The organism is Bradyrhizobium sp. 25ACV (genome assembly GCF_054863005.1).
Genome location: NZ_JAVAYO010000009.1, coordinates 335956 through 362008, shown reverse-complemented (window position 1 = coordinate 362008; position 26053 = coordinate 335956). Strand labels below are relative to the sequence as shown.

Annotated in this window: 24 protein-coding genes; 10 read left to right on the top strand and 14 right to left on the bottom strand. The window is 64.3% G+C overall.

Features of this window, described 5'->3' with window-relative positions; translation table 11 throughout:
• Window positions 1-715 precede the first annotated feature (715 nt).
• From RAD04_RS22865 to uraD, 4 genes are all read left to right on the top strand, one after another.
• On the top strand, window positions 716-991 hold the full coding sequence (locus tag RAD04_RS22865) for a hypothetical protein (protein ID WP_461625566.1): 276 nt from the start codon (window positions 716-718) through the stop codon (window positions 989-991).
• A 90-nt stretch (window positions 992-1081) separates the two neighbouring features.
• The gene (locus tag RAD04_RS22860; RefSeq protein WP_014493672.1) at window positions 1082-1495 is read left to right on the top strand and encodes a DUF3830 family protein; all 414 of its coding nucleotides are present in this window, start codon (window positions 1082-1084) and stop codon (window positions 1493-1495) included.
• On the top strand, window positions 1496-2431 hold the full coding sequence (gene puuE, locus RAD04_RS22855; protein ID WP_461625565.1) for an allantoinase PuuE: 936 nt from the start codon (window positions 1496-1498) through the stop codon (window positions 2429-2431).
• 5 nt (window positions 2432-2436) lie between these two features.
• Window positions 2437-3324 (top strand): 2-oxo-4-hydroxy-4-carboxy-5-ureidoimidazoline decarboxylase, encoded by an 888-nt coding sequence (uraD, locus tag RAD04_RS22850; RefSeq protein ID WP_461625564.1) that lies wholly within the window; start codon window positions 2437-2439, stop codon window positions 3322-3324.
• A 97-nt stretch (window positions 3325-3421) separates the two neighbouring features.
• Here uraD and RAD04_RS22845 read toward each other — a convergent pair whose 3' ends face one another.
• A complete protein-coding gene (locus RAD04_RS22845) occupies window positions 3422-6148 on the bottom strand; it encodes a molybdopterin-dependent oxidoreductase (protein ID WP_461625563.1) in 2727 nt (908 codons plus the stop codon).
• Complete coding sequence (locus tag RAD04_RS22840; RefSeq protein ID WP_461625562.1) at window positions 6145-6972, bottom strand: FAD binding domain-containing protein; 828 nt, start codon at window positions 6970-6972, stop codon at window positions 6145-6147. Before RAD04_RS22840 ends, RAD04_RS22845 begins: the two co-directional genes overlap by 4 nt.
• A 148-nt stretch (window positions 6973-7120) precedes the next feature.
• Here RAD04_RS22840 and RAD04_RS22835 point away from each other — a divergent pair, with 148 nt between their 5' ends.
• A complete protein-coding gene (locus tag RAD04_RS22835; RefSeq protein WP_461625561.1) occupies window positions 7121-8470 on the top strand; it encodes an 8-oxoguanine deaminase in 1350 nt (449 codons plus the stop codon).
• Between the two features lie 94 nt (window positions 8471-8564).
• On the opposite strand, the gene RAD04_RS22830 is transcribed toward RAD04_RS22835, so the two are convergent.
• The 4 genes from RAD04_RS22830 to RAD04_RS22815 all read right to left on the bottom strand — a co-directional run bounded on the left by RAD04_RS22830 (window position 8565) and on the right by RAD04_RS22815 (window position 13289).
• Window positions 8565-9641 (bottom strand): BMP family ABC transporter substrate-binding protein, encoded by a 1077-nt coding sequence (locus tag RAD04_RS22830; RefSeq protein ID WP_461625560.1) that lies wholly within the window; start codon window positions 9639-9641, stop codon window positions 8565-8567.
• Between the two features lie 79 nt (window positions 9642-9720).
• A complete protein-coding gene (locus RAD04_RS22825; protein ID WP_461625559.1) occupies window positions 9721-10638 on the bottom strand; it encodes an ABC transporter permease in 918 nt (305 codons plus the stop codon).
• The gene (locus tag RAD04_RS22820) at window positions 10625-11716 is read right to left on the bottom strand and encodes an ABC transporter permease (RefSeq protein WP_461625558.1); all 1092 of its coding nucleotides are present in this window, start codon (window positions 11714-11716) and stop codon (window positions 10625-10627) included. Before RAD04_RS22820 ends, RAD04_RS22825 begins: the two co-directional genes overlap by 14 nt.
• A complete protein-coding gene (locus RAD04_RS22815; protein ID WP_461625557.1) occupies window positions 11700-13289 on the bottom strand; it encodes an ABC transporter ATP-binding protein in 1590 nt (529 codons plus the stop codon). The genes RAD04_RS22820 and RAD04_RS22815 overlap by 17 nt, the downstream gene beginning before the upstream one ends.
• 546 nt (window positions 13290-13835) lie before the next feature.
• On the opposite strand from RAD04_RS22815, the gene RAD04_RS22810 reads away from it, so the two are divergent.
• Window positions 13836-14939, top strand: a complete 1104-nt coding sequence (locus RAD04_RS22810; protein ID WP_461625556.1) for a hypothetical protein — start codon at window positions 13836-13838, stop codon at window positions 14937-14939.
• Between the two features lie 154 nt (window positions 14940-15093).
• Here the strand turns inward: RAD04_RS22810 and RAD04_RS22805 are convergent, their stop codons facing one another.
• Window positions 15094-15579, bottom strand: a complete 486-nt coding sequence (locus RAD04_RS22805; RefSeq protein WP_461625575.1) for a nucleoside deaminase — start codon at window positions 15577-15579, stop codon at window positions 15094-15096.
• A gap of 359 nt (window positions 15580-15938) precedes the next feature.
• Here RAD04_RS22805 and RAD04_RS22800 point away from each other — a divergent pair, with 359 nt between their 5' ends.
• Together RAD04_RS22800 and RAD04_RS22795 are read left to right on the top strand one after the other, a co-directional pair.
• Window positions 15939-17198: an allantoate amidohydrolase gene (locus tag RAD04_RS22800; protein ID WP_461625555.1), complete on the top strand. Its 1260-nt coding sequence runs from the start codon at window positions 15939-15941 to the stop codon at window positions 17196-17198.
• A 110-nt stretch (window positions 17199-17308) separates the two neighbouring features.
• Window positions 17309-18682 (top strand): hypothetical protein, encoded by a 1374-nt coding sequence (locus RAD04_RS22795; RefSeq protein WP_461625554.1) that lies wholly within the window; start codon window positions 17309-17311, stop codon window positions 18680-18682.
• Window positions 18683-18695: 13 nt separating this feature from the next.
• On the opposite strand, the gene RAD04_RS22790 is transcribed toward RAD04_RS22795, so the two are convergent.
• A complete protein-coding gene (locus RAD04_RS22790; protein WP_461625553.1) occupies window positions 18696-20015 on the bottom strand; it encodes a dicarboxylate/amino acid:cation symporter in 1320 nt (439 codons plus the stop codon).
• A gap of 203 nt (window positions 20016-20218) precedes the next feature.
• Complete coding sequence (locus tag RAD04_RS22785) at window positions 20219-20440, bottom strand: hypothetical protein (RefSeq protein ID WP_091965562.1); 222 nt, start codon at window positions 20438-20440, stop codon at window positions 20219-20221.
• Between the two features lie 351 nt (window positions 20441-20791).
• On the opposite strand from RAD04_RS22785, the gene RAD04_RS22780 reads away from it, so the two are divergent.
• A complete protein-coding gene (locus RAD04_RS22780; RefSeq protein WP_461625552.1) occupies window positions 20792-20974 on the top strand; it encodes a hypothetical protein in 183 nt (60 codons plus the stop codon).
• 19 nt (window positions 20975-20993) lie between these two features.
• On the opposite strand, the gene RAD04_RS22775 is transcribed toward RAD04_RS22780, so the two are convergent.
• The 3 genes from RAD04_RS22775 to RAD04_RS22765 all read right to left on the bottom strand — a co-directional run bounded on the left by RAD04_RS22775 (window position 20994) and on the right by RAD04_RS22765 (window position 23689).
• Entirely contained in the window at window positions 20994-22373 is a 1380-nt protein-coding gene (locus RAD04_RS22775; RefSeq protein WP_461625551.1) for a vWA domain-containing protein, read from the bottom strand.
• 5 nt (window positions 22374-22378) lie between these two features.
• Window positions 22379-23326 (bottom strand): AAA family ATPase, encoded by a 948-nt coding sequence (locus RAD04_RS22770; protein ID WP_461625550.1) that lies wholly within the window; start codon window positions 23324-23326, stop codon window positions 22379-22381.
• A 162-nt stretch (window positions 23327-23488) separates the two neighbouring features.
• Window positions 23489-23689, bottom strand: a complete 201-nt coding sequence (locus RAD04_RS22765) for a hypothetical protein (RefSeq protein ID WP_018319162.1) — start codon at window positions 23687-23689, stop codon at window positions 23489-23491.
• Window positions 23690-23913: 224 nt separating this feature from the next.
• Here RAD04_RS22765 and RAD04_RS22760 point away from each other — a divergent pair, with 224 nt between their 5' ends.
• A complete protein-coding gene (locus tag RAD04_RS22760; RefSeq protein WP_028142643.1) occupies window positions 23914-24888 on the top strand; it encodes a quinone oxidoreductase family protein in 975 nt (324 codons plus the stop codon).
• 14 nt (window positions 24889-24902) lie between these two features.
• Here RAD04_RS22760 and RAD04_RS22755 read toward each other — a convergent pair whose 3' ends face one another.
• Both RAD04_RS22755 and RAD04_RS22750 read right to left on the bottom strand, forming a co-directional pair.
• Complete coding sequence (locus RAD04_RS22755) at window positions 24903-25178, bottom strand: hypothetical protein (protein WP_461625549.1); 276 nt, start codon at window positions 25176-25178, stop codon at window positions 24903-24905.
• Between the two features lie 113 nt (window positions 25179-25291).
• A complete protein-coding gene (locus tag RAD04_RS22750) occupies window positions 25292-25900 on the bottom strand; it encodes a S24 family peptidase (RefSeq protein WP_018644790.1) in 609 nt (202 codons plus the stop codon).
• Window positions 25901-26053 lie beyond the last annotated feature (153 nt).

The following is a 26053-nucleotide window of genomic DNA, read 5'->3' as shown; positions in this document are numbered from 1 at the left end:
CTGCATCATCCAATTCGCGGGGCGAGGGAGGCCAGAAGGAATGGTCGGCTCCCGGGAGATCACGGCATAAGCCGTCCGACCACTGCGCAGGGAAGGCCGAGTGATCGGCACCACCTGTATGCTGCTGTGCGGTTCTTCCTGTGTGCATTTCGCGCAGCGGACCGCGGGTGCGAGCCGGCACCCGGCCTTCCCTGCGCCCTCTTGGCTTTAGAGGGTGGAGCGACCAGCAAAGCTCGGGCGAATTAAGCCGCGAGGACGCGAAGGCATGCCTGTGAGCCGAGCTGCGTGCCACAGACTCGATCTCGTAGGGGTGGACAAAGCGCAGCGTGCCCACGCCTTGTTGCTTATGGACAGAGATCGTGGGCACGGCGCTATGCGCCTTTGCCCACCCTACGGCAGCGCCGCTGGGAAGTGCACTGGAGCATCGCAATGACATGTGGAGACAGCGTGCGCCACATTCCACTCTCGTGCCCCGGACGCAGCGCAGCGTCCCCGGCGGTGCGAAGCATCGTCCGGTGCGGTGCGCTGCAGAGCCGGGGCCCATCCGCGTCGTACCGTGTCGCCATCTGGATCCGAGCTCTGCGCAGCAGCGGCAAGAAGCGCAGCAGCGCGTCCGGGACACGGCTAAATATTCGGCAATCGCGCCCTCCGGCGCCGATGGACTTGCCCGCCCCAATCCGGTTCAATGGGCCAATCGAGCTTTCAGGCGACAACGATGTCGAGATATCTGCTGGTCCTGCTGCTGCTGGCCTCACCTGCGGCCGCGCAAGTCAAGTTGGCGCCGAAGACCGCGGCCGGACATCCCGATCCCTGTGCCCCGATCGGGCGTACCGCGGACGGCAAGCTGGTCTACTCCATGAAATGCGAAAACCTGCCGGTGCCGCCCCCGCCCCCGCAGGCGGAACTGAAGGAAGTGCCTCCGCCGGCCGCCGAGCCGGAACCGGAGACGCGGCGGAGCGGCATTTTCGGCTGGTCCTACGACCGCAGGTGACGCGTCCGCGCCCCTTGCGCGAAACTGTCGGGAGTGCTCTTTGCTTGAAAATTATCCGTGGGGCCACCGGCCCCGATCCAGAGAGATGAGATGAGCAAACTCGTTATCCGTGCCGGCGATTTCACCTTCGATGCCCGTTTCGAGGAGCAACTGGCACCCAAGACCGTCGCCGCCTTCCGCAAGGCACTGCCGTTCGAAAGCCACATCATCCATGTGCGCTGGAGCGGCGAGGGCGTGTGGATGCCGCTCGGCGATCTCGATTTCGGCGTCGGCTACGAGAACCACACCAGCTATCCCGCACCGGGCCAGATCATCCTCTATCCCGGCGGCATCAGCGAGACCGAGATCCTGCTGGCCTATGGCGGCGTGCATTTCGCCAGCAAGATGGGCCAGCTCGCCGGCAATCACTTCATCACGCTGACCTCGGGCCTGGAGAATCTGGCGACGCTGGGCAAGAGCGTGCTGTGGAAGGGCGCGCTGCCGATCCGCTTCGAGGAAGTCTGAGTGACTGACACACGCTACCCGCGCGATCTCCGCGGTTACGGCCGCAACCCGCCGCACCCCGAGTGGCCCGGCGATGCGCGGGTCGCGGTGCAGTTCGTCGTCAATTTCGAAGAAGGCGGCGAGAACAACATCCTGCATGGCGACCGCGCCTCGGAAGCGTTCCTGTCCGACGTGCTCGGCGCACAGCCCTGGCCGGGCCTGCGCCACGCCAATATCGAATCGATGTTCGAATATGGCTCGCGCGCCGGCTTCTGGCGGCTGTGGCGGATGTTCACCGCACGCAACTGGCCGACCACCGTGTTCGGTGTCGCCACCGCGCTGAAGCGCAACCCTGAAATCGTCGCTGCCATGAAGGAGGCGGGCTGGGATATCGCCAGCCACAGCCTGAAATGGATCGAGCACAAGGACATGACCGAGGCGCAGGAGCGCGCCGAGATCGCGGAAGCGATCCGCGTCCACACTGAGGCCACTGGATCGCGTCCGCTCGGCTGGTACACCGGGCGCTCCTCGATCAACACCAACCGTTTGCTGATGGAGGAGGGCGGCTTCCTCTATCTCTGCGACTCCTATGCCGACGATCTGCCCTATTGGGTCAAGGGTGCGGGCGGCAAGCAGCTCATCATTCCCTATACGCTAGACGCCAACGACATGCGCTTCATCAACCCGCAAGGCTTTGCCGAGGGCGAGCAGTTCTTCACCTATCTGAAGGACGCCTTCGACGTGCTCTATGCGGAAGGCGAAACAGCGCCGAAGATGATGTCGGTAGGTCTGCACTGCCGTCTCGCCGGCCGGCCCGGCCGCGCTGCGGGCCTGATGCGCTTCCTCGATTATATCGGCAAGCACGAACGCGTCTGGGTGCCGACGCGATTGCAGATCGCCCAGCACTGGCACGGCAAGCATGCGCATCTCGCGGCCGATGCATTCGAGATCGGTTGACGACGATGCCGCAGATCTTGCTCGCTGATCTCAATGCCGCCAGCAAGGCCGACTTCGTCGCCGCGCTCGCCAACGTCGTCGAATATTCGCCGTGGATCGCCGAGCAGCTTGCCGCCAAGCGGCCGTTCGCCGGCATCAACCAGCTGCACACGGCGCTGATGGCGGCGATCCAGAGCGCCGAACCCGACGCGCAATTGGCGTTGATCCGGGCGCATCCCGATCTCGCCAGCAAGACCCAGCGCCCGGCGGGGCTGACAGTGGAATCGACCGACGAGCAGAACAGCGCCGGTCTTGATAGGTTGTCGGATGCGGAATACGCGGCGTTCGAGCGCGTCAACAGCGCCTATCGGGACAAGTTCGGCTTCCCCTATATCGTCTGCGTGCGCCGCCACACCCGGGATTCCGTGCTGCACGATTTCGAGACGCGGTTACGCAATATCGCCAAGACCGAGACGCGGCGCGCGATCGAGGAGATCGGCCGGATCTCCGCGCTGCGGTTGGATCAGCTCATCGTCGCCGACGACAGGCTGAAGGTGCACGGCCGGCTCTCGACCCATGTGCTGGACAACCACGTCGGCAAACCGGCGCTGGGGATTCCGATTGAGCTCGTGGAGCTCGCAAGCCTTGGCGAGAGCCGTGTGATCGCGCGCGCTGTCACCAATGCGGACGGTCGCACCGATCAGCCGTTGATCGGCGGTCGCCCGCTGCCGATCGGCCGCTATGAGCTTCGCTTCAGCGTTGCCAGATATTACGCCGAGCGCAATGTGCCGCTGTCGGAGCCGCCGTTCCTCGATGAGATTCCATTGCGCTTTGCCGTCAGCGAGCCAGAGGGGCACTATCACGTGCCGCTGTTGGTCACGCCATGGAGCTATTCGACCTATCGCGGCAGCTAAAGCATGATCCGGAAAAGTGCGCGGCGGTTTTCCGAAGAGATCATGCTTAATCAACAACCCAAAGGGCGATGACGATTTATCCTGATCGCATCGCGCTTTAGTCGCCGAACTTCGCGTGCAGCGCCGGAAACAGCCGGTCCGGCTTGAAGGGTGGCGCGGTGAAACGAATGCCGGTGGCATTCGCGATCGCGTTGCCGAGTGCGGCCGCGACCGGATTGTACGGACTCTCGCTCATCGACTTCGCCCCCAGCGGTCCGATCGTGTCGGACGTCTCGGCGAAGAACACGTCGGTGCGCGGCACGTCGGCGAAGGAGGGCAGGTGGTAGTCGCGGAATTTCGGGTTGGTGACCCGACCAGTCGCGTCGATCACCATCTCCTCGTAGAGTGCGGCGCCGAGCGCTTGCGCGACGCCGCCTTCGACCTGACCGCGGCACTGCATGGGGTTGGCGACGACTCCAGCGTCCGCGGCGTGGACGCTCCGGAGAATCCTGAGCTCGCCGGTGGCCTTGTTCACGGCGATACGAAAACCCTGCACGTTGAAGCCGACCGAACGTGGCGTTCCCCCGGAATTGCCGCTGCCTGCGAACGGCTGCCCGCGTTCGCGCGCGAGCTTCACTAGCTCCGCAAAGGGCATGCGCCGGACGCCGCTGACGACAGCGTTGTCCTCGAGCACGCAGCTCCCGACGTCACACAGCCACGCGCCGGCGGCGGCCGCCTTCAGCTCGGTCGCGAGCTGCAGGGCCGCCGCATGCGTCGCCTTGCCGGCGACGAACATGCCCGCGCTGCCATAGGCACCGGTGTCGTGGCCGCCGTGGGCGGTGTCGGACTGGCGCAAGCGGATTCTGTCGACGGTGGTCGCCAGCGTGGTCGCGGCGATCTGCCGGTGCACGGTGCTGGTGCCGTTGCCGAATTCGGCGGTGCCGACGGTGAGATCGAAGCCGCCCTCATCGTTGAGCGCAATCGTCGCGTCGGCGAGGTGACCGGCCGGTGGCGCGGTGTCGATCATGGTCAGCGCAACGCCGTCGCCGATCAGCCAGTCCGGCGACAGGTCCGGCTGTGCGCCGTCAGCCTGCATCGCGCGCTCGACGAGGTCGAGGCACTGGTCGAGACCGTAGGAGCCGTAGAGCACGTCGTGAAATTCGGACGGCGGCGGCGACAGCATGGGATCGCCGTCCCTGACGATGTTGCGCCGGCGCATCTCGTAGGGGTCGATGCCGAGCTGCTGGCCCAGCTCGTCGATCGCGGCCTCGATCGCGATCAGCGTCTGCGACAGGCCATAGCCGCGAAACGCGCCCGCCGGCACTGCGTTGGTGTAGACCGCGTAGCCGTCGACCCGCTTGTTCGGGCAATTGTAGACCGCGATGGACTCGGACAGCGAATGGAACATCACGGGGCCGGCGTGATTGCCGTATGCTCCGGTGTTGGAGAGTACGTCGAGCTGGAGCGCGGTGAGCTTGCCGCCGGCATCCGCTCCGGCCTTGATGTGGACCCGCATCGGGTGCCGTGTCGAGGTCGCGATGAACTGCTCCTCGCGGGTGAGCTCCAGCTTCACCGGACGTGCCGTCTTGAGCGCAGCGAGCGCCAGGATGTCCTCGACGAACATCTCCTGCTTGCCGCCAAAGCCGCCTCCGACCCGCTCGCAGAACACGCGGACCTTGTCGGGAGGAAGCTTGAAGATATCCGACAGCGCGCGCCGGGTCAGGAACGGCACCTGGGTCGAGGTGCGGACATTGAGCACGCCCGCAGCGTCGAGCCATGCAAGGCCGCCATGGGTCTCCAGCGCCGCGTGCTGCACGCGATGACTGTGGAAGGTGCCCTCGAAGGTGACTGCAGATGTCGCGAGCGCCGCCGCGACGTCGCCGAACTCGCCATGCGTCTCCGCAGCGAGGTTACGCTGGGCGTCGGCGATGCGGTTCGCGGTGGTGCGGTCGGGATGAATGATGGGCGCGCCCGGCGCCATCGCCTGTTCCGGATCGATCAGCGCAGGCAGAACCTCGTAATCGAGCTTCAGCCGGCGGCAGGCCTCCTCGGCGGCGGCTTCGCTTTCGGCGACGATTGCGGCAACCCTCTGGCCGATGAAGCGCACGACGTCGTCGAGAACGCGGGTGTCCTCGGGGTCCATCCAGTCCATCTCGTGCCGCGCGGTCGAGATCAGCATCGAAGGTGCGTCGTCATGCGTCAGCACCGCGTGCACGCCGGGAACCTTCAGCGCTTCCGACTTGTCGATCGCGACGATCCTGGCGTGGGCATGCGGCGACCGCACCAGCTTGACGTGGAGCAGTCCGTCGATGGCGGTGTCGAAGGTGTAGCGCGCCTCGCCGCGCACGATGTCGGGGCCCGCGGGCGCCGGCAGGCTGCGGCCAAACGCGGCTCCGGGCTCGACGCTCGCCTCGACATTGGTCTTGCCGAGGAATGCATCCTCGATCGAGCGATAGCCGGTGCAGCGGCAGATATTGCCCTTCAGCGCCGCGCCGAGATCGGTCCGCTGGGCCTGGTTCAGCGAGGCGCAGGTCAGGATCATGCCGGCGGTGCAGAAGCCGCATTGAAAGCCCTGTGCGTCGAGGAACGCCTGCTGCATCGGATGCGTGCCGTGATCTCCGCCAAGACCTTCGATCGTGGTGATGGCGCGTCCCTCGGTCCGGAACGCCGGGATCAGGCAGCTGTGCACCGGCTCGCCGTCGAGCAGCACGGTGCAGGCGCCGCAGTCACCGGCATCGCAGCCCTTTTTCACCCCGAAATGGCCGAGCTCGCGTAGGAACGTGCGCAGGCACTGGCCGGCGCGCGGCTCCTGCGCAAACGGCTTGCCGTTGATCTCGAAGCTCATGACGGCATTGCTCCCAGCAGCTCGCGGCGAACCTCTTCGGCGAGCCGCAATGTCATATGCTTGCGCCAGAGCGGCTGGCCATGGATGTCGGTGTGGTACAGATCGTCAGTGATCTGCTGGACGATCGCATCGTGCAGCACGCTCGCCTCCGGGGCCCGGCGAAAGGACAGCTGGATCGGCCGCGCCGTCGATGCGGTGACCGTCAGCGTCAGCGTGCCGTCGGCATCGAGGCTGCCGATCAGGAGCGCCGCCGAGCGGCCGACCGGCGCGAGCGAGATCTGGCGGTATGCCGTGCGGCGTTTCAGCGCGGCAATCGGAATATCGATCTGGCGAAGCAGATCGCCCGGCGTCAGGCGATTGCGCTGGTTGCCGGTGACGAAATCGACGACAGGAATCCTCTGCTCGCCGCCGCCGGCCTTCCAGATAGTGCAGACGCCGCCCAGCGCTGCGGTGAGTGAGATCATCGGTCCCGCCGGCAGGGACATGCAGAGATTGCCGCCGACGGTCGCGGTCTTCCAGATCTTGAACGAGGCAAGGAAGGCGCGGCAGCATTGGTTGATCAGCGGCGCGGCGAGCCAGTCGGACGGGCAGGCAAGTCCGTCGAGCTGCGCGATGGTGCAGGTGGCGGCGATGGAGAGATGGCTGTCTGTGATCGTCAGCGCCGGCCATTTCAAATCGGTCAGATCGATCAGCCGTTTCAGATGGACCTGCGGCTCCGAGAACAACCACGTGCCGCCCGCGAGCCAGGCGTCCCCTGCCGTCCAGGCCGGCAATTGCGCCCGCGTTTGCGGATGGGCGACTGTCGTGATGGTATTCAAATCCATGGCTGCGCCAACGCTTCCACCGGGTGAATCGCGACGATGAGTCTTGCAAGCCCGGAGCCAAGTCGCAACAAACAAGTCGTGGTGCGAGGGTGGCTGGGCCAGCGTTTACTGGCTGGCCTGTCGGCGGATGTGAGGGAGAAGCGGGATCATGAGCGATGCAAAGCCGATCTGGATCAGGGATCCCCTGGCCATCCTCGCCGACGGTGCCGAGCGCGGGGTCGTGGTCAGGGATGGCCGCATCGTCGAGCTCGTGCCGGCTGGCGCCGCGCCTGCGACCGCTGACGTCGCGGTGTTCGATGCGAGCGCACACGTCGTGCTGCCGGGCCTGATCAACACCCACCATCATTTTTACCAGACGCTGACCCGGGCACTGCCGGCGGCGATGGATCGGGAGCTGTTCCCCTGGCTCCAGGCGCTCTATCCGGTGTGGGCGAGGCTGACGCCCGAGGCGCTCGAGCTCGGCGTCACCGTGGCGATGTCCGAGCTGTTGCTCTCGGGCTGCACCACCACGACGGATCATCACTACGTCTTCCCCGCGGGCCTCGAGGACGCCGTCGATATCGAGGTCGCCGTGGCGAAGCGCCTCGGCGTACGGGTGCTGCTGACGCGTGGTTCGATGAACCTGTCGCAGCGGGACGGTGGCCTACCGCCCGATAGCGTGGTGCAGGACGAGGACACGATCCTCGCCGACAGCGCGCGCGTGGTGGCGAAGCACCACCAGCGCGGCGAGGATGCGATGGTGCAGATCGCGCTGGCGCCGTGCTCGCCGTTCTCGGTGACGACGTCGCTGATGCGTGCCACCGCCGATCTCGCGGGTAAGGTCGACGTGCGCCTGCACACCCATCTCGCCGAGACCGAGGACGAAAACAGATTCTGCCAGCAGATGTATGGCTGCCGTCCGCTCGATTATCTCGAGCAGTGCGGCTGGCTCAATGCGCGAACCTGGCTCGCCCACGGTATATTTTTCAACGCCGATGAGATGAAGCGGCTCGGGAAGGCCAAGACGACCATCAGTCATTGCGCGTGCAGCAACCAGCTGCTCGCGTCTGGCTGCTGTCCTGTCTGCGAGATGGAGGAGGCCGGCGTCGGGATCGGGATCGGTGTCGACGGCTCAGCGTCGAACGACGGCTCGAACCTGATGCAGGAGGTCCGGGCCGCCTTCCTGCTGCAACGGGCGCGTTATGGCGTGGCCAAGGTCAGCCACAAGGACGCGCTACGCTGGGCCACCAAGGGGTCGGCAGCCTGCGTCGGCCGGCCGGAACTCGGCGAGATCGCGGTCGGCAAGGCTGCGGACCTCGCGCTGTTCAGGCTCGACGAATTGCGCTTCTCCGGTCATGGCGAACCCTTGGCCGCATTGGTGCTGTGCGGAGCGCACCGGGCCGACCGGGTGATGGTGGCGGGACAATGGGCCGTGATCGACGGTGCGATCCCGCGCCTCGATGTGGCAGACCTCATCCGCCGCCACAGTTTGGCGGCGCGGGCCATGCGGATGGGATGAAAGAGGGGGCGACCACAAGTGCCGGGTGCTTCTGGCCACCCCCTCCGAACCTCCTCCGGGAGGAGCAGGTGATTTAGGTAAAGCAAGAAGCGTGCTACTTGCCCGGCAGCTTGTCGTCGATGCCCTTGACGTAGAAATTCATGCCGAGGATCTGGCCGTCGTCGAGGTGATCGCCGCCTTTGCACTCGACCGGCTTACCGTCCTGCCCAACGATCGGGCACTTGAACGGATGCAGCTTGCCTGCGGTGATCGCGGCTTGGGCATCCTCAGCCAATTTTTTCACGTCGTCAGGCATGTTGGTATAGGGCGCCATCGCGAACATGTGACTGTCGAGGCCGCCCCAGCTGTCCTGGGACTTCCAGGTGCCGGCTAGCTCGGCCTTGACCCGCTCGATGTAATAGGGGCCCCAGGTGTCGAGGATCGAGGTCAGCTGGGTCTTGGGCCCGAACTTGATCATCTCGGAGTCCTGGCCGAAGGCGAGCTTGCCGCGTTCGCTGGCGATCTGCATTGCGGCGGGCGAATCGGTGTGCTGCATGATGACGTCGGCGCCCTGGTCGATCAGCGCCTTGGCGGCGTCGGCCTCCTTGCCCGGGTCGAACCAGGTGTTGGCCCAGATGATCTTGACCTTGATGTCAGGCTTGATGGTCTGTGCCGCCAGGATCGTCGCGTTGATGCCGGAGACGACCTCCGGAATCGGGAACGAGCCGATATAGCCGAGCACGCCGGACTTCGACATCTTGGCTGCGATCAGCCCCTGGATGTAGCGGCCCTGATACCATCTGGCCGAGTAGGTCGACATGTTCGGGTTACGCTTGTAGCCGGTGGCGTGCTCGAAATGAACGTTCGGATATTTTTTCGCGACCTTCAGCGTCGGATCCATATAACCGAACGAGGTCGTGAAGATCAGCTTGTTGCCGGCGCGGACGAGCTGCTCGATGGAGCGCTCGGCGTCGGGACCTTCGGGCACGTTTTCCAGATAGGTGGTCTCGATCTGATCGCCCAGTTCCTTCACCAGCGCCTGCCGTGCGAGATCGTGCTGATAGGTCCAGCCCAAATCTCCGATCGGACCCAGATAGATGAAGCCGACCTTGAGCTTGTCGGCGGCGGAGGCTGCACTGACGCTGCCGGCGAGCAAGAGTCCGGCGGCCAGCGCAAGAAGTGATTTCCTCATCATCGATCTCCAAACATCATCAGGGGAAAGCCACGATCCTCAGCGTGCGCGCCCCATCGCGCCCGCCGCGGAAATGAATTCAGCGGTCGGGCACGAACACGGTGCCGAGCGCGGCCGGTGCGGTCGAGCCGCCGCTGCGCGCGCGGGAGAGCAGAACCAGCACGATGACGGTCGCAAGATAAGGCAGCGCCGACATGAATTGCGAGGGAATGCCGATGCCCCAGCCCTGCGCGTGCAACTGCAGGATCGTCACTGCGCCGAAGAGATAGGCGCCGACCACGAGCCGGCCCGGCCGCCAGGACGAGAACACCACCAGCGCCAGTGCGATCCAGCCGCGGCCCGCGGTCATGCCGGGAATGAAGAACGGCGTATAGGCGAGCGGCAGATAAGCGCCGGCAAGGCCTGCGCAGGCACCGCCGAACATCACGGCGAAGGTGCGGATGCGCAGCACGGGATAGCCCAGCGCGTGCGCAGAGGCATGGTTGTCGCCGCAGGCGCGCAGGATCAATCCCGCCCGCGTGCGGTACAGGAACCACCAGACGCCGACGACGAGTGCAATCGAGAAGTAGACGAAGCCATCCTCGCCGAACAGCACGCGCCCGATCAGCGGGATGTCGGTGAGGCCCGGAATGGCGAGATGGACTGCCGGCGTGATGCGCTCGCCGACGAAGCCGGCGCCGATCAGTCCGGACAGCCCGACGCCGAGGATGGTCAGCGCGAGACCCGTCGCCACCTGGTTGACGGCGAGCCCGAGGGCCATCAGGGCGAAGATCAGCGACATCATCGTGCCCGCGATGATGCCGAACAGCGCGCCGATGAAGACCGATCCGGTGAGCCAGGCCCCGGCAAAGCCGCAGGCCGCGCCAACGATCATCATGCCCTCGACGCCGAGATTGAGCACACCGGAGCGCTCGGTCACGAGCTCCCCGGTCGCGGCGATCAGGAGCGGCGTGGACGCGGCGAGCACGGCCAGGATGATGGCTTCAATGAGTTCCACGGGCCACCTGACGGTTCGGGAAGCTCAGCTTGAAGCGATACAGGATCAGGGAATCGCAGGCGAGCACGTAGAACAGCAGAATGCCCTGAAAGACCTTGGTGACATCCAATGGAATCTTCATCGCGATCTGCGCCTGCTCGCCGCCGATAAAAGTCAGCGCAAGGAAAAGGCCTGCAATTAGTATTCCAAGCGGGTTCAGCCGGCCGAGGAAGGCGACGATGATCGCAGTGAAACCGTAGCCCGGGGAGATGCCAGGCTGGAGATGTCCGACAGGACCTGCCACCTCGATGATGCCGGCAAGCCCTGCGAGCGCGCCTGATACCGCGAAGGTCAGGAGGATCAGCTGGTTGGCGTTGAAGCCGCCGAACCGTGCCGCGCGGGGAGCTGCGCCGACAACGCGGATCTCGAATCCCTTGATGGTTCGCCCGAGCAGGATTGCGGCCGCCGCGACGACAAGAAGCGCAATGACCGAGCCGAGATGCAGCCGGCCGCCCTCGATCAGCAACGGGACGGTTGCCACCGGATCGAACTCGGCCGTGGTGGGGAAGTTGAAGCCGTTCGGGTCGCGCCAGGGGCCGCGCACGAGATAGTCGAGAAAGAGGTCGGCGACATAGACCAGCATCAGGCTGGTCAGGATCTCGCTGGCGCCGAACTTCACCTTGCAGATCGCCGGGATCAACGCATAGAGCGCGCCCGCAGCGGCAGCGAGGACGAGCATGGCCGGCAGCACCCAGGCGCCGGCGTCGGTGCCTTGCGTCTTCACCGCGATCCAGCTTCCCGCAACCGCGCCGATCAGGAATTGGCCCTCTGCGCCGATGTTCCAGGCATTGGCGAGATAGCAGAGTGACAGGCCAATCGCGATCATCACCAGCGGCGTCGCCTTCACCGCGATCTCCTGCAGCGAATAGCCGTCCGTCAGTGGCGCGATGAAGTAGGCGTGCAAGGCGAGCAGCGGATTCTTGCCGAGGATCGCGAACAGGATGATCATGGTCACGACCGTGAGGCCGATCGCGATCAGCGGCGAGACCAGCGCGATCGTGCCCGAGCGTTCGGCGCGCTTCTCAAGCACCAATTGCATGCGCGGCCTCCCTTGGCTCGAGGCTGCTGCCGCCCATGAGAAGGCCGAGCTTTTCGCGCGTTGCCTCGCGGGTCGCGAGCGGTGCCGACAGCTTGCCGTGGAACATCACGGCGATGCGGTCGGCGATCTCAGCGAGTTCGTCGAGATCCTGGCTGGTCACGAGCACGGCGGCGCCCGCTGTTGCCAGATCAAGCAGGGCCTGGCGAATGACGGCGGCGGCGCCGGCATCGACGCCCCAGGTCGGCTGGCTGACCACCAGCACCGCGGGGTTGCGCAGGATCTCGCGTCCCACGATGAACTTCTGCAAATTGCCGCCGGAGAGGGATGCGGCTTCCGGATCGCGCTTGGCCTTGCGGACGTCGAATGTTTCGGTCGCGCGGTCGACGGTCTTCAGCGTGGCCGCGGTATTGATGAAGCCGCGATGGACCATGCCGCTCGCCGCGTGTCCGGTGAGCAGCGCGTTCTCCGAGAGCTTCATGCGCGGCGCGGTGCCATGGCCGAGCCGCTCTTCGGGAACGAAAGCTGCTCCCAGCCTGCGTCGCTGCGTGATGGAGAGATGGCCGGCGGCAATGCCTTCGATCACCACGGTGCCCGGGTCCTTCGACAACCGCTCGCCGGACAGCGCGGCGAACAACTCGTCCTGGCCGTTGCCGGCGACACCGGCGATGCCGAGAATTTCGCCGCCCTTCAGCTCGAATGAGATGTGCTCGAGCCGGACGCCATGCGGCTCGCCCGGTGCGAGCGAAAGATCGTTGACGACGAGGCGCGGAACGGTGGTCTTCCGGCCGGATGCCGCCTTCACTTCCTTGATCTCGCCGCCGACCATCATGCGCGCCAGCGAAGCGGCGGTTTCGCGCCGGGGATTGCAGGTCTCGACCTTCCTGCCGCCACGCAGGATCGTGGCGGTGTCGCAGAGCCGCTTCACCTCCTCGAGCTTGTGGCTGATGTAGAGGATGGCGCGGCCCTCGGCCTTGAGCCGCTCCAGCACGATGAAGAGCTGATCAGCTTCCTGCGGCGTCAGGACGGCGGTGGGCTCATCCAGGATCAGGAATTTCGGATCCTGCATCAGCGCGCGGACGATCTCGATGCGCTGGCGCTCGCCGACCGACAATTGCCAGACCTCGCGTTTGGGATCGAGCGGAAGGCCGTAGGTCTTCGACACCTGCTCCAGTCGCGCCGACATGTCCTTGAAGGATTCTCGTCCGTCGAGGCCGAGCGCGACGTTCTCGGCGACGGTGAGATTGTCGAACAGCGAGAAGTGCTGGAACACCATGCCGATGCCGAGGCTGCGTGCTTCCGAGGGACCGGACAGCAGGATTCGTTGGCCCTGCCAGCGAATCTCGCCGGCGCTGGGCTGGATCAGTCCGTAGATCGCCTTGACCAGGGTCGACTTGCCTGCGCCGTTCTCGCCGAGCAGCGCGTGGATTTCGCCGGGCCAAATATCGATGTCGATGGAATCGTTGGCGAGGAAATCGCCATAGCGTTTGGTGAGTCCGATCGTCCGCAGCAGCGGAGGCTCGCCGGAATTCAGGCCGTCAGGTGTCGAATCCAACATTCGCTGATGCGCTTGCATGGTGAAATGCCCAATAGTGGGCCAGTTTGAACCGCGGCGTAAGGTGGGAAAATGCGTCATCCCTTGCTCAACGCTTCGGCAGCGGCCTTGTGTCCGCGCGCCTGTGCCAGACGGCATGAAGCCTCCTGCTCCAAAGCCCGCACACACACCCGTGGGCGCGGCTTCCGCGGGCACCTGTTGCAGATTTGTGACGGTTCAAGGCAAATCGGAACCCGCTATGCAGCCTTGACGTCGCAGTGAGCAAAGTTGCGCCATCGCGCTTATGCATTGCGGATCGACGCAACATTGGCTCCTGACCGTCCGTCCCCCAACATCCGCTCGACATGAAAGAAGAGCGAAATCAAACGGGAGTGTCCTGCAATAATCGGCCTTACGGGCCGCATGCCCGCTTCAAAAAAACCTCCTAAATCCCACGAAGAAACGCCGCCCGTTGCCAAAACAAGCGGCATGCCTTGAAAAAAGTTGAGGCTTCTCCCTCCGGGAGATCGGCGCAAGTCTCGCACCCAAGGGCGTTCATTGACGTGTCCAAACTTGGGGGTATTCAGGATGTCGTTTCGTTTCAGGGCAATTGCAGCAACGGCGCTGTCACTTGCCACGCTGGCCATCGGTGGCCTGGCTTTCGCGGCGGATCTGCCGGTCAAGGCTGCCAAGAAGGCGGCGGATCTCCCGTTCTTCCTGGTGATCGATAACCGCGTCACGTTCTCCTACATCTTCAACGCCTCGCAGCCCGGTGCATGGTCGTTCCGGCCGGATGGGTCGATCGACAGCAAGACCACCAAGCAGGTCTACTCGTTCACGCATTTCGATCTCTGGGCATACGGCACGAACTTCTTCACCATCTCGATGTTCAAGTCCGATCACAATGACCCGTCTGCGCCCTGCACCAACGCGGGCACGATCTTCGGCGCGCCGGCAACGTGCGCCGGTGCGACGGAGATCTACGGACTGTTCCGCTCGACGTTCGGCTGGAACGAACTCTTCGACACCAAGGCCTTCACCGCGGGGCCGCTTCACAACATCTCGTTCGAGGTCGGGATGGATGCCAATACCGAAAACAGATATTTCGGTGCCGCCAAGCGCGACGTCGTCGGCGGTCTGCAGTTTGCGTTCGATCTGCCCTACAAGGGCTATATCAACGTCGCGCCGCTGGTGTACTGGGAGTTCGCCAATCACAACTCATTCAGCCAGTGCGGACTGTTCGGTGCGGGCGTTCCCGGCGTGACCTGTCTCGCCGACGGCAACACCTCGTTCAAGCCGACCTGGGCGGTCGAGGTCAATTACTACATGGATCTCGGTTTCCTGCCGCCGAACATGCAGTATTTCTCGATCAGCGGTCGCGCCGGCTGGTACGGCAAGAAGGGCACCGACACCCAGCCGCTTCCCTACAGCCCCGCGAACGGCGTCTACAACACGGCGGTCGAGTTGAATTCGGAGCCGATCCGCCTGACCTTCGATGCCTCGAAGGCCGCCTGGGGTGACAAGTATTCCCACTTCGTGGACGTCTGGGTGGCCTACCGCTACTGGCAGAACAAGTTCGGTCTCGATCACAACCTTGCCGTTGGCTGTACCACGGCGGTCGGTGGCCGGACGGTGAGCACGGGGGCGTGCACCGAGTCCTCGCTCTACTCCGGTATCACCGTGAAGTTCTGACCGGTTGAGGTTTGTGGAGAAAACGTAGGGTGGATTAGCCGCAGGCGTAATCCACCAACTTCGGGCGTCGAGCGCGGATGCGTGGTGGGATACGCCAGCGGACTGCGCTTCGCGCAGCCGCCAGCTAACCCACCCTACTGATCGGAGTTTGTGTCTACTTCGACCACACGCCGTCGTGCAGCGCTTCGGCTTCGTCCTCGAGCAGCGGACCAACGACCTCGGTCGGCCGCTGGCCGCTGGCAAAGACCTCCCGGCACGGCAGGTCAAGGGTCGGGTTCTCCGGATGGTTGCCGGTGATGCCGCGCAGGCGATGCTCGCTGAGGCCGTAGACGACGCGACCGATGCCGGCCCAGTAGATCGCGCCGGCGCACATCGCGCAGGGCTCTGCCGAGGAATAGAGCGTCGCTGTCGCCAGCACCTCGCGGCCGAGTGTGCGGCAGGCCTGGGTGGCCGCGAGGCGTTCGGCATGCGCGGTGCCGTCATGATCCGGCATGTAGCCGTTCTCGGTCTCGATCAACACCTTGCCGTCCGCATCGACGACGATGCAGCCGAACGGGTGGTTGCCATGGGTGAGGGAGCGGCGCGCGACCGCGAAGGACAAACGCAGAAACTGCTCGTCACGCTTCGATGCGCCGGCCATCAATCCTCCGCGGTCAGTGCCCGGCCATGCGCGGCCGATCGCGGCGAGACCGGCTTCGCTGGCCCGTCCTTCATACACGAATTCGCCGTGGAACATCTCCACCAGCCGGCCCGGGTTATTGACGGTATCTTCCGGATAACCGATTGAAAATATTGATTACGCGGGCCGTTCGGGTCTTGATACTGGTGAAATGGTTGGTGCGCCTGTGCACGACCGCGCGACGTAGCCTGCCGCGTACGCGCATTCATGCTAACCACGCGCTGATTGGGACGGACGCGGTGCGTGATTTGCCGCCGAACGTGTACCGATTGTCGCCAGACAGCCGCTGCCGCGGTCCAGAGAAGAGAAAGCTCGTCGAGATGAGTGCCGTCAACGCCGTTCAAAATGCATCGCTCGGCGAAGAGATCGTGCGTCGGATCAACGATCTGGCTGCGATCTCGGAAGGCGGCGACAACCTCACCCGCATCTATCTCACCAAGGAGTTGCGTGAGGCGGCGGACCTCCTGCTGAGCTGGATGCGCGACGCCGGCATGAGCGCGCGTCTTGATGCGATTGGCAATGTCTGCGGCCGCTATGAAGGCGAGCGGCCGGGCGCGCCCTGCCTGATGCTTGGCTCGCACTACGACACCGTACGCGATGCCGGCAAATGGGACGGGCCATTGGGCGTGATCACGGCCATTGCCTGCGTTGCCGATCTCAATCGCCGTGGCAAGCGCCTGCCGTTCTCGATCGAGATCGTCGGCTTTGCCGACGAGGAGGGCGTGCGCTTCGCTTCGACCTTGCTCGGCAGCCGTGCGGTGGCCGGCACTTTTGACGAGAGTGTCTTGAATGTGCGCGACCGCGACGGCGTGTCGATGCGCGATGCGCTCGTGCAGTTCGGCCTCGATCCCGATCATATCGGAGCGGCCGCGCGGACGCGGCGCGAGCTGCTTGCCTATCTCGAATTGCACATCGAGCAAGGGCCGGTGCTGGAAGCTCAGGACCTGCCTGTCGGTGTCGTCACCGCGATTGCCGGTGCCACGCGGCTCGCCGCGCGGCTGACCGGCATGGCCGGGCACGCCGGTACCGTGCCGATGGCGCTTCGGCGTGATGCGCTCACGGGCGCGGCCGAATGCATCGGCGCGATCGAGCAGTTCTGCCGCACCGACGAGAGTGGGCTTGTCGGCACCGTCGGCTACATCCAGGCACGGCCCGGCGCGACCAATGTCATCCCGGGCGAGGTGTCCTTCACCATCGACATGCGCGCGCCAACCGACATGCACCGCAAGCGCGCGGTCGCGGATATCGTCCGCCAGATCGAGGCGATCGCCAAGCGCCGGCACTTGGCCCTTCAGCTCGACGTCACCCACGAGAACCGCACCGCGCCTTGCGCGCCGTGGCTCAAGGAGCAGATCGCGCAGGCGATCGGAGCGGAGGGGTTCTCCGTGTTCGAGCTGCCGAGCGGAGCTGGGCATGACGGCATGGCCATGATCGACATCGCCGATGTCGGCATGGTCTTCGTCCGCTGCCGCGGCGGCATCAGCCACCACCCGGACGAGCATGTGGAGCTCGTTGATGCCGACGCCGGTGCGCGGGTGCTGCTGCGGGTGATCGAGAATTTCAGGCCGCAGGAAGGGTAGGCCGGGCAGGCTGAAGAAGCCCCCCGGGAAGCCGGCGCGTCATCTGGAGGAAATACGAATCAGCCATGCTTCGGATGGTGGCCGCACCATCGGAGTGACCCTAGCCACAGATGAATAGCGATATCTCGTTGCCCTCAGATCGCGGAAACCGATTTTACCAAGGCGTGGCCGCGACCTTTTTCGCCAACGCCCTACAGGCGGTCAATTTTCTCGGTGATCGATTCCTGAGAAAGTCGCATCATTCGTTGTCGGCCATCGAGGACCTCTACCGGCATTCGATGGACAGCGCGTTTTCGGTGACCGAGGCCTTCCTCGTCACGGGCGCGCCGCACGCATCCGCCTATTATCCCCGTGACTTCGCCTGGTTCTATCCTGATGTCCTCGACCCCGAGACGATTATGGATGCGCAGGACGCGGTGCGGCGGGCCCGGCTGCTCGACAAGAGCATCCGTCTGTTGCTCGATGCGGTTCGCGCCGATGTCGTCACAACCACCATCGTTCCGGCGGGGCGCGGCCGGTACCTCGGCGTGAACTATTTCTCGCGCCCGTCGGATACGCTGCTTGGCATTCTGGCCGGCCTGCAGCAGATGATCTCGGCCGATCAGAGGGCGTCGTCCTATCTGGCGATGGCGCAATGCGCGCATGCCGGCCGGCTGCTGCTGGCTGAATATGGCGGTGACCTGAAGCGTGCGATCCTGCAGCTCGCGAGCGAGCTCGAGCCGTTCGACGATGACGGCACCAGGTATTTGCTGTGTGATGCCCGTGGCCCTCGCTCCGCTGCAACGGATACCCGTGCGGAACGCGGGCGCTTTGTCACCAATGCCTGCATCTACACAACCTTCCTGTGGAGCGTGCAGCTCGGCATCGTCGACGAGAACGAGCTGAAGCGGCTGCTCGGACGCGGCCTCGCGCAGTACAAGAAGGACCTGCTCCGTCTGTTCGGCACGGACGGCTACATCAGGCATTCCCTGGATGGTCCGAAGGGCCCGCCGGCGTCCTCGGTCGCGCTGGATTTCGTCAGCGTGCATCGCGGCTTTTGGGACATGACCGATGCGAGCGAGCGGGTGCTGTTCGCTGCCACGGCGGATCTGATCATTGCGGAGCCGCGCTTCCGCATACCCTCTACGTTCCACTTCCTGGTGTCTGCGGATAATCCGCGGAACAAGATGATCCACAAGATTGCGGCTCCAGCCTATCAGGGGCGTTCATCCTGGCCGACGTTCAACGTCGAGTTCGCGGACCGGATGCTCGACTACGACGAAGTCTCGGGCGGCGATACCTACCGGTCCTGCGCGCAAGGGATATTGAAGGACATTCGCACCGCGACCGAAGTCCACGGCGGATATCAGGAGCTGATCTCGGAACACGGGCTGAAGTATCGCACCTGGGCCTACAAGGGCGCCGTGGCCCATTCCTGGTTTCCGCGCTTCCTGTCGGTCTGGAGGAGGGCGCATGGAACGCCGCTCCTGCAATGGAACGACTGATCCAGCGGGGGCGCTATCCCGCCGTCACGTCCACCAGCTCGCCGCCCTCCAGCACCTTGGCCGCCTTGGCGCGGTCGAGATCGCCTTCCCAGGCCGCGACCACGACGGTCGCGACGCAATTGCCGACGAGGTTACCGAGCGCGCGGGCCATGCCGATGAACCAGTCGACCGACAACACCAGCACGAGGCCGATCGCGGGAATGCTCGGTACCGCATTGAGCGTCGCTGCCAGGATCACGATCGCCGAACCCGGCACGCCATGCGCGCCCTTCGAGGTGATCAGGGAGACGCCGAGAACCAGCAGGAGGTCACCGAAGGACAGCGGCGTGTTGGTCGCCTGGGCGATGAAGACGACGGCGAGCGTCAGATAGATCGAGAAGGCGTCGAGGTTGAAGGAATAGCCGGTCGGAATCACGAGACCGACCACGGAATCCTTCACCCCCATCCGCTCAAGCTTCTTCATGATCTGCGGCAGCACGGCATCGGAGGAGGCGGTCGCGAGCACGATGGTCAGCTCTTCGCGCAGGTAGGCGAGGAATTTGAGGATGTTGAGTCCGGCGAGCGCCATCACGCCACCGAGCACGCCCAGCACGAAGATGCCGACCGAGACGTAGAACAGCATCACCAGCGACACGAGCTGCTTCAGCGAACCGACGCCGTATTTGCCGACGGTGTAGGCGACCGCGCCGAGCACGCCGAGCGGGGCAACGCGGACGATCAGGCCCATGACGCGGAACAGCACGGTGGAGGCCGCATCGATCATGCTGGTGACGAGCTTGCCCTTCTCGCCGCCGACGAGCGCGAGCCCGACGCCGAACAAGACCGCGAAGAACAGCACCTGGAGCACGTCGTTGCGCGATAGCGCATCGAAGGAGGTGGTCGGGATCACGTTCATCAGAAAGGCGCCGATGCCGCCGCCGGACAGCTTGTGGGCGTTGTCGGCGTAGGTGTTGAGCGCTTTGGCATCCAGCGTCGAGGGATCGATGTTCATGCCGTGGCCGGGGCCGAAGAGATAAGCGAGCAGCAGGCCGACGACGAGCGCGACGGTCGTCATGATCTCGAAATAGACCAGCGCCTTGACGCCGACCCGGCCGACCTTCTTGAGGTCGCCGGCGCCGGCAATCCCGTGCACGACGACGCAGAACACGATCGGCGCCACGATCATCGAGATCAGCTTCAGGAAAGCGTCGCTGAGGATCTTGAGCCCGATCGCGAAATCCGGAATGGCCATGCCCAGGATGACGCCGAGCACCAGCGCGGCCAGGACCTGGACGAACAGCGAGGTGTAGAGCGGCTTCGGCTCGGCGGCGGGCGCCGCGGTGATGGTCGACATGGTGGATTCCCCTGGTTTGACGCGACTTGGACGTCAAAAAAGGAGCAACAACCGTGCCAGATTGTCGCGGGGAAGTCCGGAAAGCGGCGCAGGACTTCGCTCTGTGGCGAGGGCGCGACGCTATCTCGCCGAACAGTCGCGTGGGGAGGAAGCCGCGTGACCCGCCGTCAGTCGTTATGCCTACGCCGACACGAAAGGCATCGTCACGCCGCAAGATCCAGCAGCCGGCACGATCCGCGCACGAGCGCCTTGCGTCCGATGGGCGTCATCACGGGTACGCCGTCATTGACGACAACGAGGCCGAACTTGACGAGACTTTCGATGAGATAGGCCTTCGAGAGGCGACCGCTTGAGACCGGGTTGCGAAGTGTGCGCAGGGCTTCCCACTGGTCCGGTGAAAGATCGAAGTCGACGTCGTTGCTCATGTTGCCTCAAGCGATAGTACCATTCGCGCGCCTCTGTTAGCGACGCTGCATGAAGACCATGCGACGACAATGAGTCGGGAATTCGGTGCGCTGTTTAGAACCTCTCTTCACGAATTGCCGCACTTCATTGCGCCACAAGAGTAAAGATCGCTCGTTGGCGAATATCGTCCCGAGCTTCGATCACATATTGATGATTCCGGATTGATGTTGCACTGCAAGTTACCGCGATGCACGGGAAACGCTGCTGTCCCATTCTGCGTCGCAATATGCACAGAAATCGTGAAGCGAAAGGTTGAGGATTCTGTTACGGTGATTCCCGGGGAATGACTTCACGCTGCAGGAGTGGAGTGCATGAACAGGCTGGTCGAAATTCGCAGTCAGGAATCCCTGTGCCGGGAGCGCGCCGCGCTCGATTTCGATCGCCGGGTTTTCTGGCTCGCGCAAGCCGAGGAATGGAAACAGCGCGCGCTCGACGAAATTGCCTGTCACTTCCGGGAGTGCAATATCGGCCAGCCGGAGCTTGCGCGGAGCTGACGCTGGCCGCGAGCAAGACCTACTGATAAGTCGCCACGATATCTGACACCGCACGCTCGAGCTGATGCGCGGTGGCGCATTGGCGCACGACGGTACAGAAGGTCGCGTAGCGCGGCATCTCGGAATCGCCAAAGCCCCAGGCGAGCCGTCCTTCAGGATTGAGCCAGACCAGCCGCTTCGAGCGCTCGGAGATGCGGCGCAAGATGTCGGCACGCGGGTCGAGGTTGTTGCTGCGGGCATCGCCGAGCACGATCACCGTGGTCTGCGGCGTCAGCGTGCTCATGAAGTCGTTCTCGAAATCGACCAGCGAAGAGCCGTAATCGGACGAGCCGAAGCCGACTTTGGACATGATCTCGGCCATCGCCTCTTCAGGCGATTTCTTTTCCAGGATCTCGCTGACCTCGATCATGTGCGAGGAGAAGGCAAAGGAGCGGACGTCGTCGACCACCTCGTGCAGCGAGTGGATCAGGAGCAGGAAGAAATCGGAGACTTGCGCGACCGATCCGGAGACGTCGCAGAGCGCCACGATCTTCGGCCGGTCGCGATGCTTGCGCTTCCATGCGGTGAGGAAGGGCACGCCGCCCCAGGCCGCATTGCGGCGGAGTGTGCGGCGGAGGTCGAGATGACCGCGGCGCTGGCGCTTGCGCGGTTTCGAATAGCGCTCGCGCAGGCGGCGCGCGATCTGGCGGATGAGGGCGCGCATCTCCGCGACCTGGCGCCGCTCGATGCGGGCGAGTGGCGCGTTGCGAAGGATCTCGTTGCGGAGATTTTCGGCCTCCTCGCGGGCGTAGAGCGCAAGCCCCTGCGAGACGGTGTCGCGCACGGCTTCGCGCAAGGCGTCGAGCGCGGCGCGCAGACGTTCGGACAGTGCCGGGTTGGTCGCGGTCACCGCGTCGAGATCGTCGCGCAGGCGCTGGAGACCCATGGCGTCGAGGATGCGGCTGGAAAAGATGCCGCGCTGGGTGGAATAGCGAATGTCCGACAGGGAGGCGGCACCGGACGCGCTGGCGATGGCGGCCGCGACCGCGTTGCGGTCCTGCGACAGCAGCATCTGCGCGAGCGGGCCCAAGCCCTCGGGAGGCTGTCCTTCGCCCGCTTCGCTGGCCGAGCCCAAGGAGGGCGACTGATCCGGATCCTGCGAGGCGCTCTCCTCGCTGCCCGCTTCGGTCTGATCCTGTCGCGGCTCCGGCTGGCTGAAGAACAGATCAAAGCAGTCGCCGAGTGCGAGCTTCTCGTCCTGCGATTTGGCAAGCGTCAGAAGCAGCGCGTCGCGCAGGATGGTTCGATCGGAAAAGCCGACCTGCGACACGGCGCGCATCGCATCGATGCTCTCGGCAGGCGAGACGTGAACGCCGACGCCGCGTGCTGCCCGAAAGAAACGATGGAGGTTCTCGCGCATCGGCGTCAACCGAAGACGTTGGACCGTGCCGCCTTGGCAATGAAGGTCGTCACTTGCGGCGCTGCTGCCTCGATGTCGGCTTCGTATTTCAAGAGCACGTTGAGCGTGTCCTTGACGATTTCGGTATCGAGCTCCGAGGCCTGGAGCAGCACCAGGACGCGCGCCCAGTCGATGGTCTCGCTGACCGAGGGCAGCTTCTTCAGATCCAGCGAGCGGATCTCGTGAATGAAGCCGACCATCTGCCGGCGCAGTGCCTGCGAGATGCCGGGCACCCGGCTTTCGACGATGCGCTCCTCGAGCCGCTGCTCGGGGAAGCCGATATGCAGATGCAGGCAGCGCCGCTTCAGGGCGTCGCCGAGGTCACGCTCGCTGTTGGAGGTGAGGATCACCGTTGGTGGCGTGATGGCCGAGACGGTGCCGAGCTCGGGGATCGTGACCTGGAAATCGGACAGGATCTCCAGCAGCAGCGATTCGAATTCGGCGTCCGACTTGTCGATCTCGTCGATCAGAAGCACGCAGCCGCCGGGCTGTTCCAGCGCCTGGAGCAGGGGGCGCGGCTCGACGAATTCCTTGGAGAAGAACACGTCGCCGAAATCGTGCAGCTGGTCGAGCGCGGCGTGCAGCGTCTGCGCGCCGCCGAGGACTTCGCCGAGCTTGTCCTTGAGGATCTGCGTGTAGAGAAGCTGTTTTGCGTATTTCCACTCGTAGAGCGCCTTGGCCTCGTCGAGACCCTCGTAGCATTGCAGGCGGATCATCTTCATGCCGCGCCAAGCCGCGATCGCCTTGGCAAGCTCGGTCTTGCCGACGCCCGCGGGGCCCTCGACCAGGATCGGCTTCTCGATCTGCTGCGACAAATAGACGGCGGTCGCGATCTGCCGGCTCGCGATGTAGCCCTGCGCGGCGAGGCCGCTCTCCACTGCCTCGATCGAGGTCGAGGCCTTCTGATCAGCCACGAAAGGGCGCTCCCAAAGGTCTTGCTTGAGGCTTGTTCTGCCTGCGTTCCCGGCAAAGAACAAGCCTCGTTTGGGAGGCATCAGACCCGCACGGACGGCGCTTTTTCCGCTCGACGCAAATATGTGTCGGCGCGGATATTTGCGCGGCTCGCCGTCGCACGATCAGTGCCGCAGCAGCTCCGGCTTGCGGATCGTCTGTCTGACCTCGGCGCCGCAATCGGCGCATTCATAGACAAAGTCGATCTTGGCGAGGCTCCAATGCGGTTCGACCTCGCGCACATACATCGGCAGGAACCCCATGCACGTCGGGCAATTCACAGGCGCGATCTCGATGTCCTGATGATGCTGTACATAAGCTGGCATCTCGGCTCTCCTTCGCAGGCGACAACCAAACCCCGCGCAGAAGCTACTGCCGGTTGCTCCGGGCGCATCATCAACTCTATCGAACGGAGATGGAACGGCGGACGTTTGTCGCGCGCTGTGACATTCTTGTTACGTGTCTGTACTGTAACGGGCGGACTGAATGCCTATTTCTGCGGCCGATCCGGTTTTTCGGACCCTCAACCAACGATAAGGGAGCAACGCCCATGACGCATGCCATTCGTTTTCACAAGACCGGCGGTCCGGAAGTCCTGGTCTGGGAGGAGGTCAGCGTCGGCAAGCCCGGGCCGGGCGAGGCGCGCATCCGCCACACCGCCGTCGGCCTCAATTTCGTCGACATTTACAACCGCTCCGGCCTGTATCCGGCGCAACTGCCGAGCGGGCTCGGCAGCGAGGCCGCCGGTGTCGTCGAGGAGGTCGGGCCCGGTGTCACCGATCTGAAGCCGGGCGATCGTGTCGCTTATGGCGCCTCGCCGCTCGGCGCCTATTCCGAGGCGCGGCTGATCCCCGCGGACCGCTTGCTGAAGCTGCCCGAGGGGGTCGACGACAGGACCGCGGCGGCGATGATGCTGAAGGGTCTCACCACGCAATATCTGATCCGGCAGACCTATCGGGTGAAGGCGGGCGATACCATCCTGCTGCATGCCGCCGCGGGCGGCGTCGGTCTGATCCTGAGCCAGTGGGCCAAGCACCTCGGCGCGACTGTGATCGGCACCGTCAGCAACGACGAGAAGGCCAAGCTCGCCAAGGCGCATGGCTGCGATCACGTCATCATCTACACGCGCGAGGATTTCGTGAAGCGGGTCGACGAAATCACGGGCGGCAAGAAGGTCCCCGTGGTTTATGACTCCGTCGGCAAGGACACGTTCCTGAAATCGCTGGACTGCCTCGCGCCGCTCGGCGTCGCCGCGCTGTTCGGTCAGTCCTCCGGCGCGGTCGAGCCGCTCAATCTCGGCCTGCTGGCCCAGAAAGGCTCGCTCTACGTCACCCGGCCGACATTGTTCACCTACGCCGCCAAGCGCGAAAATCTGGTCGCGATGGCGAACGAGCTGTTCGACGTCGTCAAGTCCGGCGCGGTCAAAATCGAGGTACACCAGACCTATCCGTTGAAGGACGCCGCCAAGGCGCATGCCGATCTCGCCGCACGCAAGACCACGGGATCGACCGTCCTTCTGGTGTGATGTCCGGGCCTGCGTCACGTCCGTTCGTGCTTGCGCACATCGCGGGCGTGATCGAGGCGAGTTGCCTGGAGGTCGACGTCTTCGGGCGGGATCTGGGGCAGGGCGGCCTCGGTCAGGATCGCCTCGGTGACGTCCTCGACCGAACTCCGGGTGATCTCGTGGATGAACGAGACATTCCGGTATTCGCCCGAGGCGATGCGGGAGATGACCTCACGCCTTGTGATTTCGGGGTCGACGACCGCCTCGCGGCCCCGCCGTCCATAGTCGATCATCACGACGAAATATTGCATCAAAACGACTCTGCCGCGCCCCCATTGCGGGCGCGCGGCAGATTATTTTCGAAAAACAGAATCAAGTCAAGAGCGATTTCTAAAAAAGCGAAATCTTCGGTCGTGCCGAGGCCTTACTTGCCCTTCTTGCGGGGACGCGCCGACTTGGCGCGCAGCCGCTCGAGCTGGCCCTTGGGCATGGACAGGCAGATCTCACCTACCCAATCGAGCTTCACGCCAACGATCGGCTTGGCGTTGAAGCTGGTGAGATTGACGACGGACGGGCTTTTCCCCCGCTCGATCGTCTTCAAATAGCGTTCGCCGGTCTTGAGCCGGACCACGGCCTCCTCGCCGTAGAAGCTCGACAGCGGATGGCGCTGGTCCTTGTAGACCACGATCACATCGCCGCTCTCGTATTTGGGCAGCATCGAATCACCCACGATCTCGAAGGCGACAGTCTCTTCCATGATCGGGAAGGGCAGCGCGATGTCGCCGAGACCCTCCGGGGGGACCTGCTCGTAATCCGGCTCGATCACGGCGCCGGCGCCGACGCGGCCCATGATCGGCGCGAGATTGAGCTCGAGATACTCCATGATCGGAATGATTTCCGAGGCCTTCACCAGGCGTTCGCCGCCGAGGATCTCCGAGACCGCGCCGGGCCGCACGCCCATGGCCGCCGCCAGGCCGCCCTTGCTCTTGCCCGTCTTTTCCAGGCCCCGCTCGATCATTGCAACGTCCAACATGGTGATTCCCTCGATTACCCATCGTCTCGCTCTTGTAATCCGAAATTCGGAATTATTGCAATTATGAATATCAGAATTATTGCTTGACTTGAGCTTCGGAATACCGGAATGTCTGTTTCGCCCCCGGTCGTGCGATCGGAGGAGGCGCATCAC

Excerpts from the sequence above, each read along its gene's own strand:
- RAD04_RS22865 (WP_461625566.1), top strand. The coding sequence starts at position 716 with ATGTCGAGATATCTGCTGGTCCTGCTGCTGCTGGCCTCACCTGCGGCC.
- RAD04_RS22860 (WP_014493672.1), top strand. The coding sequence starts at position 1,082 with ATGAGCAAACTCGTTATCCGTGCCGGCGATTTCACCTTCGATGCCCGT.
- uraD (WP_461625564.1), top strand. The coding sequence starts at position 2,437 with ATGCCGCAGATCTTGCTCGCTGATCTCAATGCCGCCAGCAAGGCCGAC.
- RAD04_RS22845 (WP_461625563.1), bottom strand. The coding sequence starts at position 6,148 with ATGAGCTTCGAGATCAACGGCAAGCCGTTTGCGCAGGAGCCGCGCGCC.
- RAD04_RS22840 (WP_461625562.1), bottom strand. The coding sequence starts at position 6,972 with ATGGATTTGAATACCATCACGACAGTCGCCCATCCGCAAACGCGGGCG.
- RAD04_RS22835 (WP_461625561.1), top strand. The coding sequence starts at position 7,121 with ATGAGCGATGCAAAGCCGATCTGGATCAGGGATCCCCTGGCCATCCTC.
- RAD04_RS22830 (WP_461625560.1), bottom strand. The coding sequence starts at position 9,641 with ATGAGGAAATCACTTCTTGCGCTGGCCGCCGGACTCTTGCTCGCCGGC.
- RAD04_RS22820 (WP_461625558.1), bottom strand. The coding sequence starts at position 11,716 with ATGCAATTGGTGCTTGAGAAGCGCGCCGAACGCTCGGGCACGATCGCG.
- RAD04_RS22815 (WP_461625557.1), bottom strand. The coding sequence starts at position 13,289 with ATGCAAGCGCATCAGCGAATGTTGGATTCGACACCTGACGGCCTGAAT.
- RAD04_RS22810 (WP_461625556.1), top strand. The coding sequence starts at position 13,836 with ATGTCGTTTCGTTTCAGGGCAATTGCAGCAACGGCGCTGTCACTTGCC.
- RAD04_RS22805 (WP_461625575.1), bottom strand. The coding sequence starts at position 15,579 with ATGGCCGGCGCATCGAAGCGTGACGAGCAGTTTCTGCGTTTGTCCTTC.
- RAD04_RS22800 (WP_461625555.1), top strand. The coding sequence starts at position 15,939 with ATGAGTGCCGTCAACGCCGTTCAAAATGCATCGCTCGGCGAAGAGATC.
- RAD04_RS22795 (WP_461625554.1), top strand. The coding sequence starts at position 17,309 with ATGAATAGCGATATCTCGTTGCCCTCAGATCGCGGAAACCGATTTTAC.
- RAD04_RS22790 (WP_461625553.1), bottom strand. The coding sequence starts at position 20,015 with ATGTCGACCATCACCGCGGCGCCCGCCGCCGAGCCGAAGCCGCTCTAC.
- RAD04_RS22785 (WP_091965562.1), bottom strand. The coding sequence starts at position 20,440 with ATGAGCAACGACGTCGACTTCGATCTTTCACCGGACCAGTGGGAAGCC.
- RAD04_RS22780 (WP_461625552.1), top strand. The coding sequence starts at position 20,792 with ATGAACAGGCTGGTCGAAATTCGCAGTCAGGAATCCCTGTGCCGGGAG.
- RAD04_RS22775 (WP_461625551.1), bottom strand. The coding sequence starts at position 22,373 with ATGCGCGAGAACCTCCATCGTTTCTTTCGGGCAGCACGCGGCGTCGGC.
- RAD04_RS22765 (WP_018319162.1), bottom strand. The coding sequence starts at position 23,689 with ATGCCAGCTTATGTACAGCATCATCAGGACATCGAGATCGCGCCTGTG.
- RAD04_RS22760 (WP_028142643.1), top strand. The coding sequence starts at position 23,914 with ATGACGCATGCCATTCGTTTTCACAAGACCGGCGGTCCGGAAGTCCTG.
- RAD04_RS22755 (WP_461625549.1), bottom strand. The coding sequence starts at position 25,178 with ATGCAATATTTCGTCGTGATGATCGACTATGGACGGCGGGGCCGCGAG.
- RAD04_RS22750 (WP_018644790.1), bottom strand. The coding sequence starts at position 25,900 with ATGTTGGACGTTGCAATGATCGAGCGGGGCCTGGAAAAGACGGGCAAG.